Annotated in this window: 14 protein-coding genes; 2 read left to right on the top strand and 12 right to left on the bottom strand. The window is 33.3% G+C overall.

Translation table 11 applies throughout. From position 1 onward, the window contains the following. The 11 genes from HPY57_09810 to HPY57_09760 all read right to left on the bottom strand — a co-directional run bounded on the left by HPY57_09810 (window position 1) and on the right by HPY57_09760 (window position 13,676). Entirely contained in the window at window positions 1-1,371 is a 1,371-nt protein-coding gene (locus HPY57_09810) for a UDP-N-acetylmuramoyl-tripeptide--D-alanyl-D-alanine ligase (protein NPV12073.1), read from the bottom strand. Then, window positions 1,368-2,861, bottom strand: coding sequence for a UDP-N-acetylmuramoyl-L-alanyl-D-glutamate--2,6-diaminopimelate ligase (locus HPY57_09805; protein ID NPV12072.1), 1,494 nt, complete (start codon window positions 2,859-2,861; stop codon window positions 1,368-1,370). The genes HPY57_09810 and HPY57_09805 overlap by 4 nt, the downstream gene beginning before the upstream one ends. Then, entirely contained in the window at window positions 2,861-4,954 is a 2,094-nt protein-coding gene (locus HPY57_09800; protein ID NPV12071.1) for a PASTA domain-containing protein, read from the bottom strand. Before HPY57_09800 ends, HPY57_09805 begins: the two co-directional genes overlap by 1 nt. Beyond that, a complete protein-coding gene (locus tag HPY57_09795; protein NPV12070.1) occupies window positions 4,951-5,250 on the bottom strand; it encodes a hypothetical protein in 300 nt (99 codons plus the stop codon). Before HPY57_09795 ends, HPY57_09800 begins: the two co-directional genes overlap by 4 nt. Beyond that, the gene (rsmH, locus tag HPY57_09790) at window positions 5,250-6,179 is read right to left on the bottom strand and encodes a 16S rRNA (cytosine(1402)-N(4))-methyltransferase RsmH (GenBank protein ID NPV12069.1); all 930 of its coding nucleotides are present in this window, start codon (window positions 6,177-6,179) and stop codon (window positions 5,250-5,252) included. The genes HPY57_09795 and rsmH overlap by 1 nt, the downstream gene beginning before the upstream one ends. Continuing rightward, window positions 6,166-6,642 (bottom strand): division/cell wall cluster transcriptional repressor MraZ, encoded by a 477-nt coding sequence (locus HPY57_09785; GenBank protein NPV12068.1) that lies wholly within the window; start codon window positions 6,640-6,642, stop codon window positions 6,166-6,168. The genes rsmH and HPY57_09785 overlap by 14 nt, the downstream gene beginning before the upstream one ends. A gap of 629 nt (window positions 6,643-7,271) precedes the next feature. After that, window positions 7,272-9,455, bottom strand: coding sequence for a TonB-dependent receptor (locus HPY57_09780; protein ID NPV12067.1), 2,184 nt, complete (start codon window positions 9,453-9,455; stop codon window positions 7,272-7,274). Between the two features lie 47 nt (window positions 9,456-9,502). Continuing rightward, complete coding sequence (locus tag HPY57_09775; GenBank protein ID NPV12066.1) at window positions 9,503-9,961, bottom strand: hypothetical protein; 459 nt, start codon at window positions 9,959-9,961, stop codon at window positions 9,503-9,505. A 68-nt stretch (window positions 9,962-10,029) separates the two neighbouring features. Continuing rightward, entirely contained in the window at window positions 10,030-10,377 is a 348-nt protein-coding gene (locus tag HPY57_09770) for a hypothetical protein (protein NPV12065.1), read from the bottom strand. Window positions 10,378-10,497: 120 nt separating this feature from the next. Further along, complete coding sequence (gene katG, locus HPY57_09765) at window positions 10,498-12,666, bottom strand: catalase/peroxidase HPI (GenBank protein NPV12064.1); 2,169 nt, start codon at window positions 12,664-12,666, stop codon at window positions 10,498-10,500. 170 nt (window positions 12,667-12,836) lie between these two features. Further along, window positions 12,837-13,676, bottom strand: coding sequence for a diaminopimelate epimerase (locus tag HPY57_09760; protein NPV12063.1), 840 nt, complete (start codon window positions 13,674-13,676; stop codon window positions 12,837-12,839). 98 nt (window positions 13,677-13,774) lie between these two features. On the opposite strand from HPY57_09760, the gene HPY57_09755 reads away from it, so the two are divergent. Beyond that, a complete protein-coding gene (locus tag HPY57_09755) occupies window positions 13,775-14,221 on the top strand; it encodes a rubrerythrin (protein ID NPV12062.1) in 447 nt (148 codons plus the stop codon). 4 nt (window positions 14,222-14,225) lie between these two features. Further along, complete coding sequence (locus tag HPY57_09750; protein NPV12061.1) at window positions 14,226-15,176, top strand: SDR family oxidoreductase; 951 nt, start codon at window positions 14,226-14,228, stop codon at window positions 15,174-15,176. Between the two features lie 268 nt (window positions 15,177-15,444). Here HPY57_09750 and HPY57_09745 read toward each other — a convergent pair whose 3' ends face one another. Then, window positions 15,445-15,585, bottom strand: coding sequence for a hypothetical protein (locus tag HPY57_09745; GenBank protein NPV12060.1), 141 nt, complete (start codon window positions 15,583-15,585; stop codon window positions 15,445-15,447). Window positions 15,586-16,608: the final 1,023 nt, after the last annotated feature.

Raw genomic sequence — 16,608 nt, 5'->3', positions numbered from 1 at the left:
TTAACCTTTCAAAAATTCAATGACTTCTTCCATTTTCATTTTTCTTGAACCTTTGAGAAGTATCAGACTTCCCTCCGGAATCGATTTTTTTATTTCATCAGCGATTGATTGTTTATCATTAAAATGTTTTGCATCCAGATTTATTTTCTGAGCTTCATCAAAACTTATCTTTGTTAAATCACCAAAGAAGAACACTTTCTGAATTCCATTCTCTTTCAAATAATGAGCAAGCTCACGATGATATTTCTCAGAGAATTCACCAAGCTCAAGCATATCACCTAAAACTGCAAGTTTTTGAAAATATCCTTTCATCACACTCATAGTTTGAATTGCCATATGCATTGAGTCAGGATTAGCATTGTAAGCATCATTAATAATTGTATATCCATCGACTTCTATCACCTGCATTCTTTTATCGTAAGATTTAAAGTTCTCAAGTGTTGATTTGATTTGTTTCAGACTGACACCAAACTTTAATCCTACTGCAGCTGCACAAAGAGCGTTTTGCGCAGTATGAATTCCGAATGTTGGCAGATTAATAACTTCGCTTTTATTTCTATAAGAAATCTTTAATGTCGGTTGAGCAAGATTATTTAAGGAAAGAATTTTTCCACGAACCTCTGCACGGGAATTAAATCCAAATGTCAATTTCCTCTTCAATCCTTTCGCTTTTTTCTTAATTAAATCTTCATCTGAGTTAACAAATCCAAATCCATTCTTTTTAATTAAATATTCAAAAAGCCGACCTTTTTCTTCAGCAATTCCCTCTCGACTTTTAAGAAACTCGATATGAGCAGTTCCAATATTTGTGATAATTCCAAAATCGGGATTGGCAATTTCACACAGAGTTTTCATCTCATGAAAATGATTAATCCCTAACTCGATGACAGCAACTTGATGGGATTTTTCAAGTCGGAATAGATTTAAAGGTACTCCAAAGTTATTATTTAGATTTCCTTCTGTCTTTAATGTTTTATATTTCTTTGAAAGAATTTCAGCGATCATTTCCTTGGTGGTTGTTTTTCCGTTTGAACCAGTCAAACCAATTATTTTTACATTGAACTTATCGCGATAGATTCTTGCAAGCTCACCAAGTGCTTTTGTTGTATCTTCGACAATCACAAGTGGATAATTTTTGTCTTTAAATTTTTCAAAGTAATTTTTAGCAATAACTACTGCTGAAGCACCATTTGAAATTACCTGATCTACAAAATCGTGTCCATCAAAATTTTCACCTTTAATTGCAAAGAATAAATCTCCAACTTTTAGTTTTCTTGAATCAATAGAAATTCCAGAAATCTTTTTGAATAAATTTTTATTTAAGATTTCAACTCCATTTAATTTTTTTATGTCAGAAATTGCAATCTTCATTTTCTAAATCTTTCCATTAAATACTTTTTAGCAACAAGTCTATCATCAAAAGGAACTTTTTGATCTTTGATAACCTGATATGTTTCGTGACCTTTACCTGCAACTAAGACTATGTCTCCATTATTTGCGATCTCAATTGCTTTACGGATTGCTTCTTCTCGGTCTTCAATTACTAAAACTTTTTCAACCTTATCTATTCCAGATAAAATGTCGTCAAAGATTTGTTGCGGATTTTCAAATCTTGGATTGTCACTTGTGATAATTGCTAAATCGCTTAATGTCTCAACTACTTTCCCCATTTTAGGTCTTTTGGTTTTATCTCGATCGCCACCTGCACCAAAAACTGTTATTACTTTGGAATTCGAATTATTTGATTTCAATAGTTCTCGGATTGTTTTCAAAACATTCTCAAGTGCATCAGGTGTGTGAGCATAATCTACGATTACTTTTACAGGATAATTTCCAACAAGCTCAAATCTTCCAGGAACTTGTTTTAATCCTTTAACGGCTGACTTAATAACATCAATCGAAACACCCAATTCCATACAAACACTTATCGCTGCAAGCAAATTATAAACATTAAATGTTCCAGTTATATTCGAATTAATGACTGTTTTTTCATTTTTAGTGAGGAGCTCGAAACTAATTTCTTCAAATGAAAATGAAACATTTCGATATCGATAATCACACCTTTCACTTGAACCATAAGAAATGATTTTTGCTTTTGTATCTGCTAAAATCTTTTCACCATATTTGTCATCAAAATTTGATATGGCAATTGAATCTTCACTCAAAGAATCAAATAATTTCTTTTTTGCTTGAAAATAATTTTCCATCGTATGATGAAAATCGAGATGATCTTGAGTTAGATTGGTAAATACACCTGCTTTAAAATCAATTCCATACACTCTTGAAAGTTCAAGAGAATGAGACGAAACTTCCATCACACAAAATTCACAACCTTCGACTGCCATTTGATCAAGTAATTGATTTAATTCGAATGATTCAGGTGTTGTTTTTTCAGAAGGAATAATTTCGTCGCCTATATAATTTGCAATAGTTCCAATCAAGCCAACCTTTTTTCCTGATGCTTCTAAAATTGATTTAATAAAATGGGTGACCGATGTTTTACCATTTGTTCCAGTTACACCAATAACCTTAATTTTGCTTGATGGATCTTTAAAGAAATTTTTTGAAAGATGTGCAAGTGCCTTCCGGGAGTCTTTAACTAAAATCTTAGTTACATTTTGATGAATTAAATAATCGTTTGAAATTTTAGAATCATCTTCAAGAACTATAGCTGTTGCCCCTTTTGCAATAGCTTCCATTATAAAATTATGACCATCAAAATTAAATCCTTTGATTGCAACAAAGATTGCATTTTTCACTACTTTTCTTGAGTCATAACAAACCAATCCAATGTCTTTTCTTTCAACTTCACCAGCTAATTGAATAACCTGTAATCCTTCAATTAAATTTTCTAACTTCATTAAATTCCTCTCTGACATCTTAGTCTTAAACTTGTATTTTGATCTATGTACATTCCAGGCTGAACACTCTGATCGACAACATATCCTGTCCCTTCAACAGTAAATCGAATTCCTGTGGATTTCAATTTTGTAGATGCTTCTCTAATTGATAGTCCAATAAGATTCGGCACCTGAACTTTATACTTTGATTGAGAATAATCTGTATTCTGGTCAAAGATCAGAGTGATTTTATTCTTTGTCTGATCATAAATCTGGTTATGAACAATATCACCATTGCCTACAATTTCTATTTTAGCTCCAAATGATTTTGCAATTTCAATTGCAGACACTCTAGACTTTCCAGTTAGATCCGGAAATTGTTTTGTCTCTTTGCTTACTTTTTTTATTTCTGTCACAACCGGTATCTGCTTTAATAAATTTTGTTTTGCATTCCAGATTCTATCTCCAATTCTTTTGAAAACAGGAGCTGCAACATCTCCGCCATAATATCCATTCTTTGGTGAATCTAATTTTATAAAAATCAAATAATCGGGATTTTCAACAGGGAAGAAACCAACAAAAGAAGAAACATAATCCTTAGTTGAATAGCCAATCCCTTGAATAAATTTTTTTGCTGTCCCTGTTTTGCCTCCACAGGAGATCAACTCGAGTTTTGCTTTCTTACCTGTTCCATCAGTCACTACCTGTTCCATTATTTGACGCATAATTCTGCTTGTTTCTTCTGAAATAACTTTTCTCAATATCACTGGATTATTTTCAACAATGATGTTTCCCTGAGAATCAAAAACTTTTTTCACAACAAAAGGTCGGACTAAATTTCCGCCATTCACAATCGCCGCATACATTGTTATAAGTTGTATAGGTGTGACAGATATTGAATAACCATGAGCCATCCATAAAAGGTTATAATCATTTTTCCTGGGTTTGACAACAATCCCTCTAACTTCACCTGGTAAATCAATTCCCGTGTAATTCCCAAAGCCAAATTTATAAACATAATTGTAATAACTCTCTTCGCCAATCAACTTCGAAATTTTAGCCATCATTATATTACTTGAATAAACAAACGCTTCTTTGGGAGTTAGGTAACTGAATTTGTGATCGTCACGAATTACTTTCCCATTTGGAACTTGATAAACTCCATTTTCTGCAAAGATTGGTCTATCAAGATCTACCTTACTTAATTCAATCGCAGTTGCAAGTGTAACGGCCTTAAATGTCGAACCTGGATCATAAACATCAGTAATTGCTTTATTCTTTCTTATTTCTTCTGAATATTCAAAATACCTAGATGGATTAAATGAAGGTTTATTCGCAAGAGCGATTATCTCGCCTGTATTTGGATTCATTATTATACCGATACCATATCGAGATTTTGATTCTGATACTCCACGCTCGAGTTCTTCTTCTAAAATATTTTGAATTTCAAGATCAATAGTGAGTTGAAGATTGTAACCATCTTTTGGATCAAAACCTTTATTTTTAATTCTGCCCTGATTTCTACCACTTGCATCTTTCCTGTAATAAACTTCGCCTTCACTTCCTTTTAAATATTCATTGTATGCTTTCTCAACTCCATCAACTCCTTCTGAATCTTTTCTGACATAACCAAGAATATGAGCTGCAATTCCCTCCTTTGGATAAATTCTTTTGTGATATTCTTCGAAACCAAAGCAGGAAATTTTTTTAACTAAAAAAGTATCTCTTAGTTTTAGGTAATCTTCAGATGAGAGTGAATCTTCAAGATATACAATTTTAGATTTTGAAGACTTAATTTTTTGAAGGTAGTCTTGATTAGATTGCTTAGTTACCAAAGTAAGATAACTAAGAACAGAATCATATTCCGAATCATCAATCATAGATTTATCAATAAAAACTCTGTACAATTGAATAGAGGAAGCAAGTAAGATTTTATTTCGATCAAAAATTTCACCCCGCAGTGGTTTTTTGATTTCTACTTTTTCCGTTAATTCGATTGTCTTAGCTACAAAATAATCGTTGTGTCGCAGCTGCAACTCTGCAAGTTTTGCAACCAGAATAACGAAGGCAGCAAAGAATAGAATTATTAGAAGTATAAATCTCCTAAATATCAATTTTCCTCCAGACTTTTAATTCTTTCTTTGCTTATGATTAACTCCTCAGGTGACTCTCGTAGTTCTATCATACCCAATTGATTTTTTGCAATGGAAACAATTCGATCTCTTGCGATTAAAGATTCATAAATTGTTCTTAGCTCTTTATTTTCATTTAGTAAAACCTCTAATTCAGTTTTTTTCTTATCGATTTCTTTTGCATAGTTCCTGATAGAAACTACAGCAGCGACATAAAAAATGATTGAAAATGCAACAAAAAATATAAATACAAATATGCAACCTTGATTAATCTTCATTATAAAACCTCTGCTGCTCTTAGCTTTGCACTTCTTGATCGTGGATTTAACTTTATTTCTTCATCGGATGGAGTGATAATTTTTTTTGTAAGTTTCTTTAATCTCAGCTTTTTACCACAAATACACCTGTCATATTCTGGCGGACAGGAGCACTCCTGGGAATTCTGGTTGAAAAACTCTTTTACGATTCTATCTTCCAATGAATGATAAGAAACTATTACTATCCTTCCACCCGATTTCACAAGCTCAACAACATCATTCAAAAATTCTTTCAGGTTTTCAAGTTCATCATTAACATAAATTCTAAACGCTTGAAAGATGCGTGAGAGTGTATCGTTTAATTTATGTCTCGGAGTAACCTTAGAAACAATTTCAACAATTTCTTTGGTCGTTCTTATTTTCTTTTTTTTCGTGTAGTTTTCTATTTCTCTTGCAATTTTGAATGCAAATTTTTCTTCACCATAAGTTCTCAAAATGTCAGCGATTTCTTTTGCCTCAAGGTCGTTGATAATTTCATAGGCAGGCGTTCCTTTTGATTTATCAAATCTTAAATCAAAATCAGTTTCGAAACGATAAGAAAATCCTTCAGAAGCTGTGTCTATTTGATAAGAAGAAATTCCTAGATCCAACACAGCACCATTAATCTTTTCGATTTTTAAATCTTCCAGAATCTGTTTTATGTTTTTGAAGTTTTCTTTCACAATTGTAATCCTGTTTTCACTTTCAAATTTCTTTTTACAAAAATTAATGGCGGCGTCATCCAGATCTGTTGCAATTAATCTCCCTTCCCTTGACAACTTATTCAAAATTGCTTCTGAATAACCGCCGCCACCTAAAGTTCCATCAAAATAAATTCCATTAATGTCAGTTATCAAAAAATCCAGAACAGTATCTAAAAGAACAGGCTTGTGAAATTCATTTGTTTGCATTCATCACCGATGCAAGTAGTCCACCAAAATCACCTTGAAATTGCTTAGCTGACTCTTCAAGATATTTCTGGAACTCATCGGGATTCCACAATTCGATGTAATCACCAACACCAACAACCAAACATTCACCATTAATGTTTGTTTTCTTGAGCAGCTCAGCTGGAAGTTTTATTCTATACTGACCATCCATCTCTTCTTCATAAACACTTGAAAGCAGTCTCCTTCTTGCATAAGCGTTTAATGGATCAAATGGATTTGCTTTACTTATTGCATCAATAATGTTCTTGAAAACACTTTGAGGATAAAGTTTGATACAACGGTCATCTGTGTCAGATAGAATTATAAATCTTTTGTCAGACTCAACGGAAATTTCCCTTCTCAATTTTGCTGGGATGCTTATTCTGTTTTTTGCATCAACAGAATAACGAAAACTTCCAGTGAATCCTTTTGATAACTCAGCCAAGTTTTCCTCGCTGAATTGGTGATTTTAATTTTTCTTCGTGGGTTCCCTTAAACATATCTGAAAAATCCTAAGCTTATTTCAATTTGGAGAATTTTGGACTTTTCATCCACAATTCCCCACTTTTATGGCAAAGCTAAACCTTTTTATGGGATTTGTCAAGTCTTTGAGATAAAAAATTAAGTTTGAAACAAGCCTTGCAACGAAAATTGACTTTGAGCTTAAATTACCAGAGATAAAGATTCAAAACATCGGATATTTGACTTATCAAAGATAAAGCTTGAAGTGAAAAAGAAATTGTCTTCAGAGCTTGTTTTAATTTTGAAAGTTAGAAATTGCTAAGTTTTATTTGGCTGGATTATTTTGAAAAGTTTTTTCTGCAATAAGGATAATTCTTTCTAAACGATAGAATCACAAAATTTTAATTGTTTCTATTCAATACCATTGTATAGTTTGAAATTTTCAAATCAAATGAACTGTGAATATTTCAAGTAATAAGTGAATGTTTATTTGACAAGATATCTTTTGTGACAAAATTTTTTTGGAATCCAAAAAACATTTTTTAAGATTTCCGAAATTCAACTGAAAGGGAAAGAATAATATTATTCAAAAACTGGATTGCCCCCAATTTTTCATAAGTACATTTTCAAAATAATTCTCAAATTTCTCCCTGGTTCAGGATAAATTGATTTTATTCTTGAAAGATGATTTCGATAATCCTGATTAAAGATATTTTCAAGATTTACACTTAAATTCAAAACTATTTTATTTATCTGATAAATTTTTTGAACAAATAAATTTGTAACAAAATATCCAGCAGTCGGTTCTTCAAATTCATCAACTTTATTTTGACTTAGTGCCCATTCGTTTGAGATACCAGCGGTAAGCTTTTCTGTTTCATACGACAATTGATTTAATCCTTTCACAGGTGGAATTTTTGGAAGTGGTTTTCTGGTATCTCTAAATTCACCAATTGTTTGGCTGAAAGATGATTGTAAAAATATTCTATCCACAAGATTTAATTTCACTGAACCTTCAACGCCGTAAATTGCTGCATTTACCCCGCTTGTTGCGTAAATGGGTAAAAAAGTTTGATAGTTTATTAAACCAGTATTTCTTGGTATGATATAAGAATTCAGATAATTATAGAATGCATTAAGATTAAAATTTAACTTTTCAAATTTATGGTAAACAAAAAATTCAAATCCCCAGCCTCTTTCAGAATTTAAGTAAGGATTGCCAACTTCGTAAGAATATGCAGCAAGATGTGGTCCTTCAGAAAATAGTTCTTCAATTGTAGGTACCCGAGTTGAACGACTGAAATTACTACCAATAAAAACTATATCTGATAACTTATAAATGAATGAAATAGAAGCCGCAACATTATAAAATTCTCTCTTTTTAATTTCACCAATTTTCTTGCTTACCTTTTTGATCTTTGGGTCAACAACATCGTAACTGATTCTCAAAGCAGCATCAACATTAAATCTTCCTAAATGAAAATCAGAATAGATAAACGATGAAAGATTATATGATTTAGTTGGAGGAGTGAAAACATAACCACCTATGTCAAAGTCACGCAGCTCAAAAGAAAATCCGGTTTCAAGTTCTTTTAGTACATCACCATTCAAATGAGAAAAAACTATTCTACCTGAATTTGTAATTATTCTAAACTCACTTCCAATTAATCCACTATGTTCAAATTCTCTATGTCTGTAATAATCATTTCTAAAATCGATTGAAACTTCATCATTCAAACCATTTAAGTTAATTTTTGATTTAAATACCAATTCTCTTTTTTTGATATCGATATTAACACCAAAAGGATGGGCACCTATAAAGCCACCAGGAATTCCATAGTTAAGGTTATAAACTTTAAAACCTGAGCCAACAAAACCAAAATCTTCTATATAACTAATCCCTGCTGATCCCGAAAAATTTTTTGAAGCTGAGTTTTTCAAAATTCCCAATGGTGTAGATAAGTCAGATGTCGTTCTTTGTGCAGCCTCAAATTTAATTTGAAAAGGTTTCAGCGGGACTTCGCTTTTAATCGCACCAAGCAATCCTTCATTTACGGATTCGAAATAACTTCCCAAAAGAAAGTGAGGCTGATTATGAATTTGTTCGGGAATTTCTTCTTTAATGATATTTACAATTCCACCAATTGTAGTTGAAGTTTGACTTAAAACTTTCGGTCCTCTTAAAACTTCAATACGCTCAGATGTGAAAGGTTCAACTGTAACTGCATGATCTGGTGAAGTGGCAGATAAATCTATTGATTTCATTCCATCTTCAGTAATTAATACTCGATCCTGGCCCAATCCTCTGAAAACTGGTCTTGATGGAGCTGGTCCCATTGAACGAACAGCAAGTCCAGTTTCATTTTTTAGTGTTGATGCAATTGTCTGACCAAGCTTTTGATGTAATTCTTTACCTGAGAGTTTTGTGCTGTATTGTTGTAATTCATCAATCACCTCAGTTGACTTTTTATCAAGTATTACAATTGGTGATAAATTGATAGTTTTGGGGAACAAATAAACTACAAGTTTTATCTCATCTTCTTTAGACGATTTAAAATCTATCAACTTCTCCTGAAATGCGACATGAGTAATTTTAATTCTGAAATTATTTGATTGAATAGGACCAATTCTAAAAGTACCATCATTTTTTGATGTAGCGAAAACTTTTTGATCAACTATTTCAATTGCAGCATTAGCGATTGGCTCTGAATTTTCAGCATTTAGAATCCTTCCAGATACAAAAATTGAATTGCCTTGAGCAAAAGCTAAGTTATTAAATAAGAAGAGAATCGTCACAAATAAGTGACGACTCTCTGCTAAGAAATTTTTTAGTTGAATTTTCATCATCTAACCTTAACCGGAATTTTACCAGAACGGAAATCTGGATGACCCTCATGTAAGACAAAAAATTCAATATCGGTTACACCAGCTTTCTTACCCTGTAAATGAAACTCATAACTGCCTTGACCATTGGGATGTTGATACACTGACACAATTGAAGTATCAGAAATCGTCCAGCTGAGCGGTTTTTTCTTAGGATCAGGAGGATCTAAAAGGTTTCTTTCCGGACTTAAAAATTTCACTTCAATATGAGCAGTCATATTTCCTAAAGGTACAAAAAACGTATCCTGAGTTACTCCTCTAAAAATTTCAGCGATCTTAATTCCAGATTCAAAGAAAACCATTCCTTCGGCTTCAAAATGATCTTCTGATGGGGATAATGGTTCATCTTTTGAACATGAAATTATTGCGAAAGACAGAATAAGAATAAGTAAAACCTTAAGAAAGTTATTATTAAACATTTTTAACACTCCTTTTTGTTTTAGTTATGAAAATTCTTTTTCTTGATTTTTACTTTGATTTAATTGGCTCAGGAGTGTTTTACTGGAGGGGCTCTTAGTTTTATTTCATTTAATGTAAAAGAATTTCTAAAGAGAGGAAGATTTTTAATTTGTAAGCTTATGGAAGTATCAAGAAAAGTTTCAGGCTTTATGTTCTTGACAAAACTATTATGAATTGAATTAAATGTCGTTTGAACAATACAATTTTCTAAAGAATGAGAAAATCCTTTTACCGGTTTTGATTTATCGAACTGACCTGAATTGTCTATGACATAATTTAGGTTGTGATAATGATAAGCATTAGAAATGAATAAACTCAGGTAGGCGATTAAAACTGTAAATGCTATAACTTTTCTATTTATGTTAATTCTGTTCATCTCTAAGAATAAGATGTAAAAAAATCAAAAATGTTTCATTGTGTTTGTAAATTTAAAAAGTGCCAGGTAAAATTTCTTTGTCCCTGGCACTTCCTGCAACTTATAGTCAATGAAATTACTTTATTTCTTCAAGTCAAATCTATCTAACATCATCACTTTATTCCAGGCTGCAATAAAATCGCGAACAAATTTTTCTTTACCATCTTCTGCTGCATAAACTTCACAAACTGCACGCAATTCCAGATGATGACCAAAAATCAAATCAACTCTTGTTGCTTTCCATTTCAATTCACCTGTCTTTCTATCATAACCATTAAATAGATAATTATTTTCATCAACAGGTTTCCACTCATAATTCATATCAAGCAAGTTAATGAAGAAATCGTTAGTAAGAGTTTCAGTTTTCTCTGTAAATACACCAAAATTAGAATGCTGATAATTTGCACCAAGAACTCGAAGTCCGCCAACAAGAACTGTCATCTCAGGAACGGTTAATTTTAATAAATGAGCTTTATCAACAAGCAAATACTCAGCATAATATTTTGATGGATCTTTAATATAATTTCTAAATCCATCGGCAAATGGTTCCATAAAAGAATAAAGTGATACATCGGTGTGCTCTTCACCTGCATCAACTCTTCCTGGAACAAACGGAACCTTTACATCAAAACCAGCATTTTTGGCTGCAGCTTCAACAGCTGCACAACCGCCCAAAACTATCAAATCAGCAAGCGAGACTTTCTTTCCATTTTTTTGATTTGAATTAAATTCATTTTGGATCTTTTCATAAACAGAAAGAACTTTTTTCAATTCGTCAGGATGATTTACTTCCCAATCTTTTTGCGGAGCTAATCTTATTCTTGCGCCATTTGCACCACCTCTTCGATCAGAATCTCGATATGTTGAAGCCGAAGACCATGCAGTGTAAACAAGCTCGCTGATACTTAATCCTGAAGAAAGAATTTTTGCTTTTAATTGGTTCACATCGTTTTCATCAATTAATTCATAATCTCTTTCCGGTAGAGGATCCATCCATGGAAATACCTCTTCAGGAACTTCGGGACCAAGATATAAATGACGGGGACCTAAATCACGATGAACAAGTTTGAACCAGGCTTTCGCAAAAGCTTTTTCAAATTCTTCTGGATTCTCTAAAAATCTTCTCGAAATCTTTTCATAAATTGGATCATATCTTAACGAAAGGTCTGAGGTCAACATCATTGGTTTATGTTTTTTATTAGGGTCATGAGCATCAGGAATAATTTCAGGAGCGTCTTTCGCAACCCATTGCCATTTGCCAGCCGGGCTCTTCATTAATTCGTATTCGTATTCAAAAAGATTCTTTAAGAAACTAATACCGAATTTTGTCGGAGTTTGTGACCAGGCTAATTCAAAACCAGAAGTAAATGTATCTGGACCTTTTCCTGTCTTGTAACTACTTTTCCAACCAAGTCCCTGTTCTTCAATTGGAGCTGCGTCAGGTTCTGGACCGACATAACTTTCTGGACTTGCGCCGTGAGCTTTACCGAAAGCATGTCCTCCAGCAATTAAGGCAACTGTTTCTTCATCATTCATTCCCATTCTTTCAAAAGAAAGTCGGATTTGTTTTGCCAGTGCAACTGGATCTGGATTTCCTCCTGGACCAGCTGGATTAACATAAATTAAACCCATCTCAGTTGCAGCGTAAGGTTTTTCAAGGTCACCTTCTTTAAATCTTCCTTCATCGGTTAACATTTTTAATTCAGGTCCCCAATCGGTGCTTTCATCAGCTTCCCAGATATCTTCACGGCCGCCTGCAAAACCAAAAGTCTTCATTCCCATTGCCTCGAGAGCGACATTTCCTGAAAGAATAATTAAATCACCCCAGGAAAGTTTTTTGCCGTATTTTTGTTTGATGGGCCAGAGAAGTCTAATGGCTTTATCAAGACTGATATTATCGGGCCAGTTAATTCTCGGAGCAAATCGAATTTCTCCAGTTCTTGCACCACCTCTTCCGTCAAAAACTCTGTAGCTTCCTGCACTATGCCAGGCTAATCGAATAAAGAGCGGACCATAGTGACCAAAATCTGCGGGCCACCAATCCTGTGATGTTGTCATTAATTTCTTTAAATCTTCTTTAACCTGAGCTAAATCTAAACTCTCAAATTCTTTTGCGTAATCGAAATCTGGTCCATACGGATTTTGATTTGGGCAATTTTGTCTTAATATTTTAAGATTTAATCTATGGGGCCACCACTCGTTAATTCTTGCGCCCATTGAAGGTTTACCATTTGATTTTTTATCGGTCATATTTCCCTCATTATTTGTTTTAATTTTTTTTCGTTAGAGATAAAATTATCAGCATTAAAACAATTCAATACTCTAATTTAGTTCAATACAGGTGAAGAGATTAAACTTTAATGACAAAAAAAATATCAGCGGGATAACTTTACAAACTAAATTTTGAGAACTAAAAGAAATTATAATTCAATCTCACCTTCAAAAATTTTTTGTGCGTGCCCTGTTATTGAAATATCGTTAATCACTCCATTTAATTCCTTAAATTTAATCTCAAAAACTTTTTGACTGGTGGTTATCACTTTGATTGGAGGATTAAGTTTCAATGTAATGTAAGCTATAATTGAAGAGGCAATGCTTCCGCTTCCACAGGCTAATGTTTCAAACTCAACTCCTCTCTCGTAAGTTCGAACACGAATTTTATTGTTTTCAAGTTGTCGAATGAAATTGACATTTAAACCTTCGGGATAGAACTCTCGATGATTTCTCAATAACCGACCATAATAATTTATATCAAAATTTTCGAAATCTTTTTCATTAAGGAAAGAAGAGTAACTATCTTTGAAATCATTCCAATTAATAACCAGATGTCGTGAACCAATATCAACAAAATGAGTGATCAATCTCTTATCAAGAAAATTAATTTCTTTATTTAGTTCAATGATCGGAGAATAATCAATAAAAAGTTGGACATTGAAATCATCCAGAACATTCGCATGAAAAATTTTTTTAATGAATTCAAACGAGCATTTCTGACCACATAATTTATTTTGAAATGCGAACATTACTGCACATCTCGCACCATTGACACAAAGAGCATCACCCGACCCATCGGAGTTAAAATAACTTACTTGAAAATCTGCTTTGTCAGACCTTTCAATTATCAAAACTCCATCTGCACCAATTCCGAAATGTCGATCGCAAATCTTTTGTATCAATTCTGGCTTCGGTTCAAAATCCGAATTATAAATAACTACAAAATCGTTTCCAGCTCCTGAGTATTTTTCAAATTTAATTTTCATTTTGATCTCATTTTATTGGAAATTATTAATCTTGGAACAAAAAATTAATTCACCTTGAGTATATTTGTGAGGAAACAAAATAAGAAAGGAGCAATCAAATGAAAAATAAAATTATTGCACTCTTAACAAAAGCTTACTGGAAAGAACTTGAAACAGTTCAAAACTACTTAGCCAACTCTGTTAATCTCGACGGGGTTCGTGCCGAAGAAATCAAAAAGGCACTCGCTGCAGACGTAACAGAAGAATTAACACATGCTCAGACTCTTGCAAAAAGAATTAAAGAATTAGGCGGAAAAGTTCCTGGTTCATTCGAATTCAAACCAGAACAAAAAGGACTTCAACCTCCGGCAGATTCGACAGATGTAGTTGCCGTAATTAAAGGCGTGATTGAAGCCGAAGATGACGCAATCAATACCTATAATGAATTGATCAAATTATGTGATGGTAATGACTATGTAACTCAAGATCTCGCAATTACACTTTTAGCCGATGAAGAATCTCATCGCTCAACTTTTGTTGGTTATCTAAAAGAATATACAAAGTAAAATTATGGCTGATAAACCTGTCTCTGTTGTAACTGGTGGAGCCGGATTTTTAGGTTCCCATCTTTGTGATAAATTAATTCAGAATGGACATAAAGTAATTTGTCTTGATAATCTAATTACAGGAAGTCTGGAAAACATTGCTCATCTCTTTGGGAATGAAAATTTTAAGTTCATCAAATATGATGTAACTGAGTTTATTTATGTCGAAGGACGAGTTGATAACATTTTACATTTTGCATCTCCCGCTTCACCTATAGATTATTTGAAATATCCAATTCAAACTTTGAAAGTTGGATCACTCGGCACTCACAAAGCACTTGGACTTGCAAAAGCAAAAAAAGCAAAATTTCTTCTTGCGTCAACATCAGAAGTTTACGGTGATCCGGAAGTCCATCCTCAACCCGAATCTTACTGGGGAAATGTAAATCCAATTGGCCCTCGTGGTGTTTACGATGAAGCTAAAAGATTTGCCGAAGCAATGACAATGGCTTATCATCGATATCACGGAGTTGATACAAGAATTGTGAGAATTTTTAATACTTATGGACCAAGAATGCGATTGGATGATGGAAGAGTTTTACCGACATTTATCTCGCAAGCTTTGCGCGGTGAAGATTTGACAGTTTTTGGAGATGGCTCGCAAACCAGAAGCTTCTGTTATGTCGACGATTTGATTGAAGGAATTTTCAGATTGCTAAACACAGATTATCATGAACCTGTAAATATTGGAAATCCCGATGAAATTACTATTCTTGAATTCGCTGAAGAAGTTTTGAAATACACAAAAAGCAAAAGCAAGATTACTTTTAAAGATTTACCTGTTGATGACCCCAAAATAAGGCAACCAGATATAACTCTCGCTAAAAAATTATTAAACTGGGAGCCCAAAGTCTCTCGAAGCGAAGGAATTAAAATTACTCTGGATTACTTTAAGAGAAAATTAGGTATTGAATAAATAAAGAATCTAGTAAAGATTTTAATAAACAAATTACAATTAAAATTGAATTACTTTATTATTTAAAACTTCAAGATCATACTTTAAAACAGTCTTCACTAAAAGCGAATAAGCCTTTGCTTGATAAATTGGACAATTTAAAATCTTGAATCAATATTATAGTTTTTCCAATAACGCTTATGAATTTCGGTAAAAACAAAATCACAAAGAAAAGATTTGTAATTGTATTTCGCTATTATTTCGAATTACATCAAAGTAGTAAATATATTCAACCGCTCTCGTAAAAACATTTAATACATTCAATCACTTCTGGATTGTTAATTTCCTTTTTCATTCCTTTCCCCGAATGCAATTCAGGGCTAATCGTATTCAATCCCTTCGGGAATGTTGTTTTTGTAACTCCAAGCATTCTCGCCTTTAATATTTTATCGATTTCTAAACGATGCTTCTTTATGGAAATAACAGGCAAGAATGCATGATTTATTCTTTATATCCACAGTCAGGAATGCCTATGTTATATTGTTTATCACGAATTGTCAGGCTTCTTAACCTGAGGTTGTTACGTTATTGGTGGAGAACACCAAATATATTCTGTTCTCGAGTAGCCAAGAACGAAGTTCGTGGCGTATCGAGAGAACCATTACCAGCAGTGTTCTTGATACACAAGCTAAAGCTTACTACTCTCAGCCCGAGACTGATCCGCCAATGGTCGAGATAAACTCAGCCTGGAAAAAAGCACTGTCACCCTGAGTTTATCGAAGGATGACAGGACGATATTTTGAAACAAAAAGTGAGTGCGGGAAAAAAGGATTTTCCCGCTACCTTTTTAATAAGCCTCTAATATCTTTACTTTCCCTTGAGCAAGGATGCTCAAGGTACCTTTTCTGAAGAAATGAAAAAATCCGGGAAAAGGGATTTTCCTGCTACCTATTTAATAAGCCTCTAATATATTTATTTTTCCTTGAGCAAGGATGCTCAAGGTACCTTTTCTGAAGAAATGAAAAAATCCGGAAAAAGGGATTTTCCCGCTACCTTTTTAGTAAGTCTCAAATATATTTACTTCTCCTTGAGCAAGGATGCTCAAGGTACCTTTTAATATCCCACCCACCTCAAACCTAAACTAATTCACCTCTAACCTGAACTTGTTCACCTTAAACCTAAACTAATTCACCTTTGAGGTGAATTAGTTCACCTTTTACCTAAACTTTTTCACCTTTTTGGTGAATTAGTTCACCTTTTAGGTGAACTGGTTCACCTTTAGGGTGAATTAGTTTACCTTTTAGGTGAATTAGTTCACCTCTAACCTGAACTAATTCACCTTTGAGGTGGGGGGGTATACCTAGATAGGTGGGGGGGGATACCTAGATAGGTGGGTACCCCCACCTAGGTAGGTGGGTTTTTAGCATTTTTTTAACACTTTGTCAATCTGGCG

This window comes from Ignavibacteria bacterium (assembly GCA_013177855.1).
In the GTDB taxonomy this organism is placed as follows: Bacteria; Bacteroidota; Ignavibacteria; order Ch128b; family Ch128b; genus Ch128b.
This window is presented reverse-complemented; position numbering and strand designations above follow the sequence as displayed.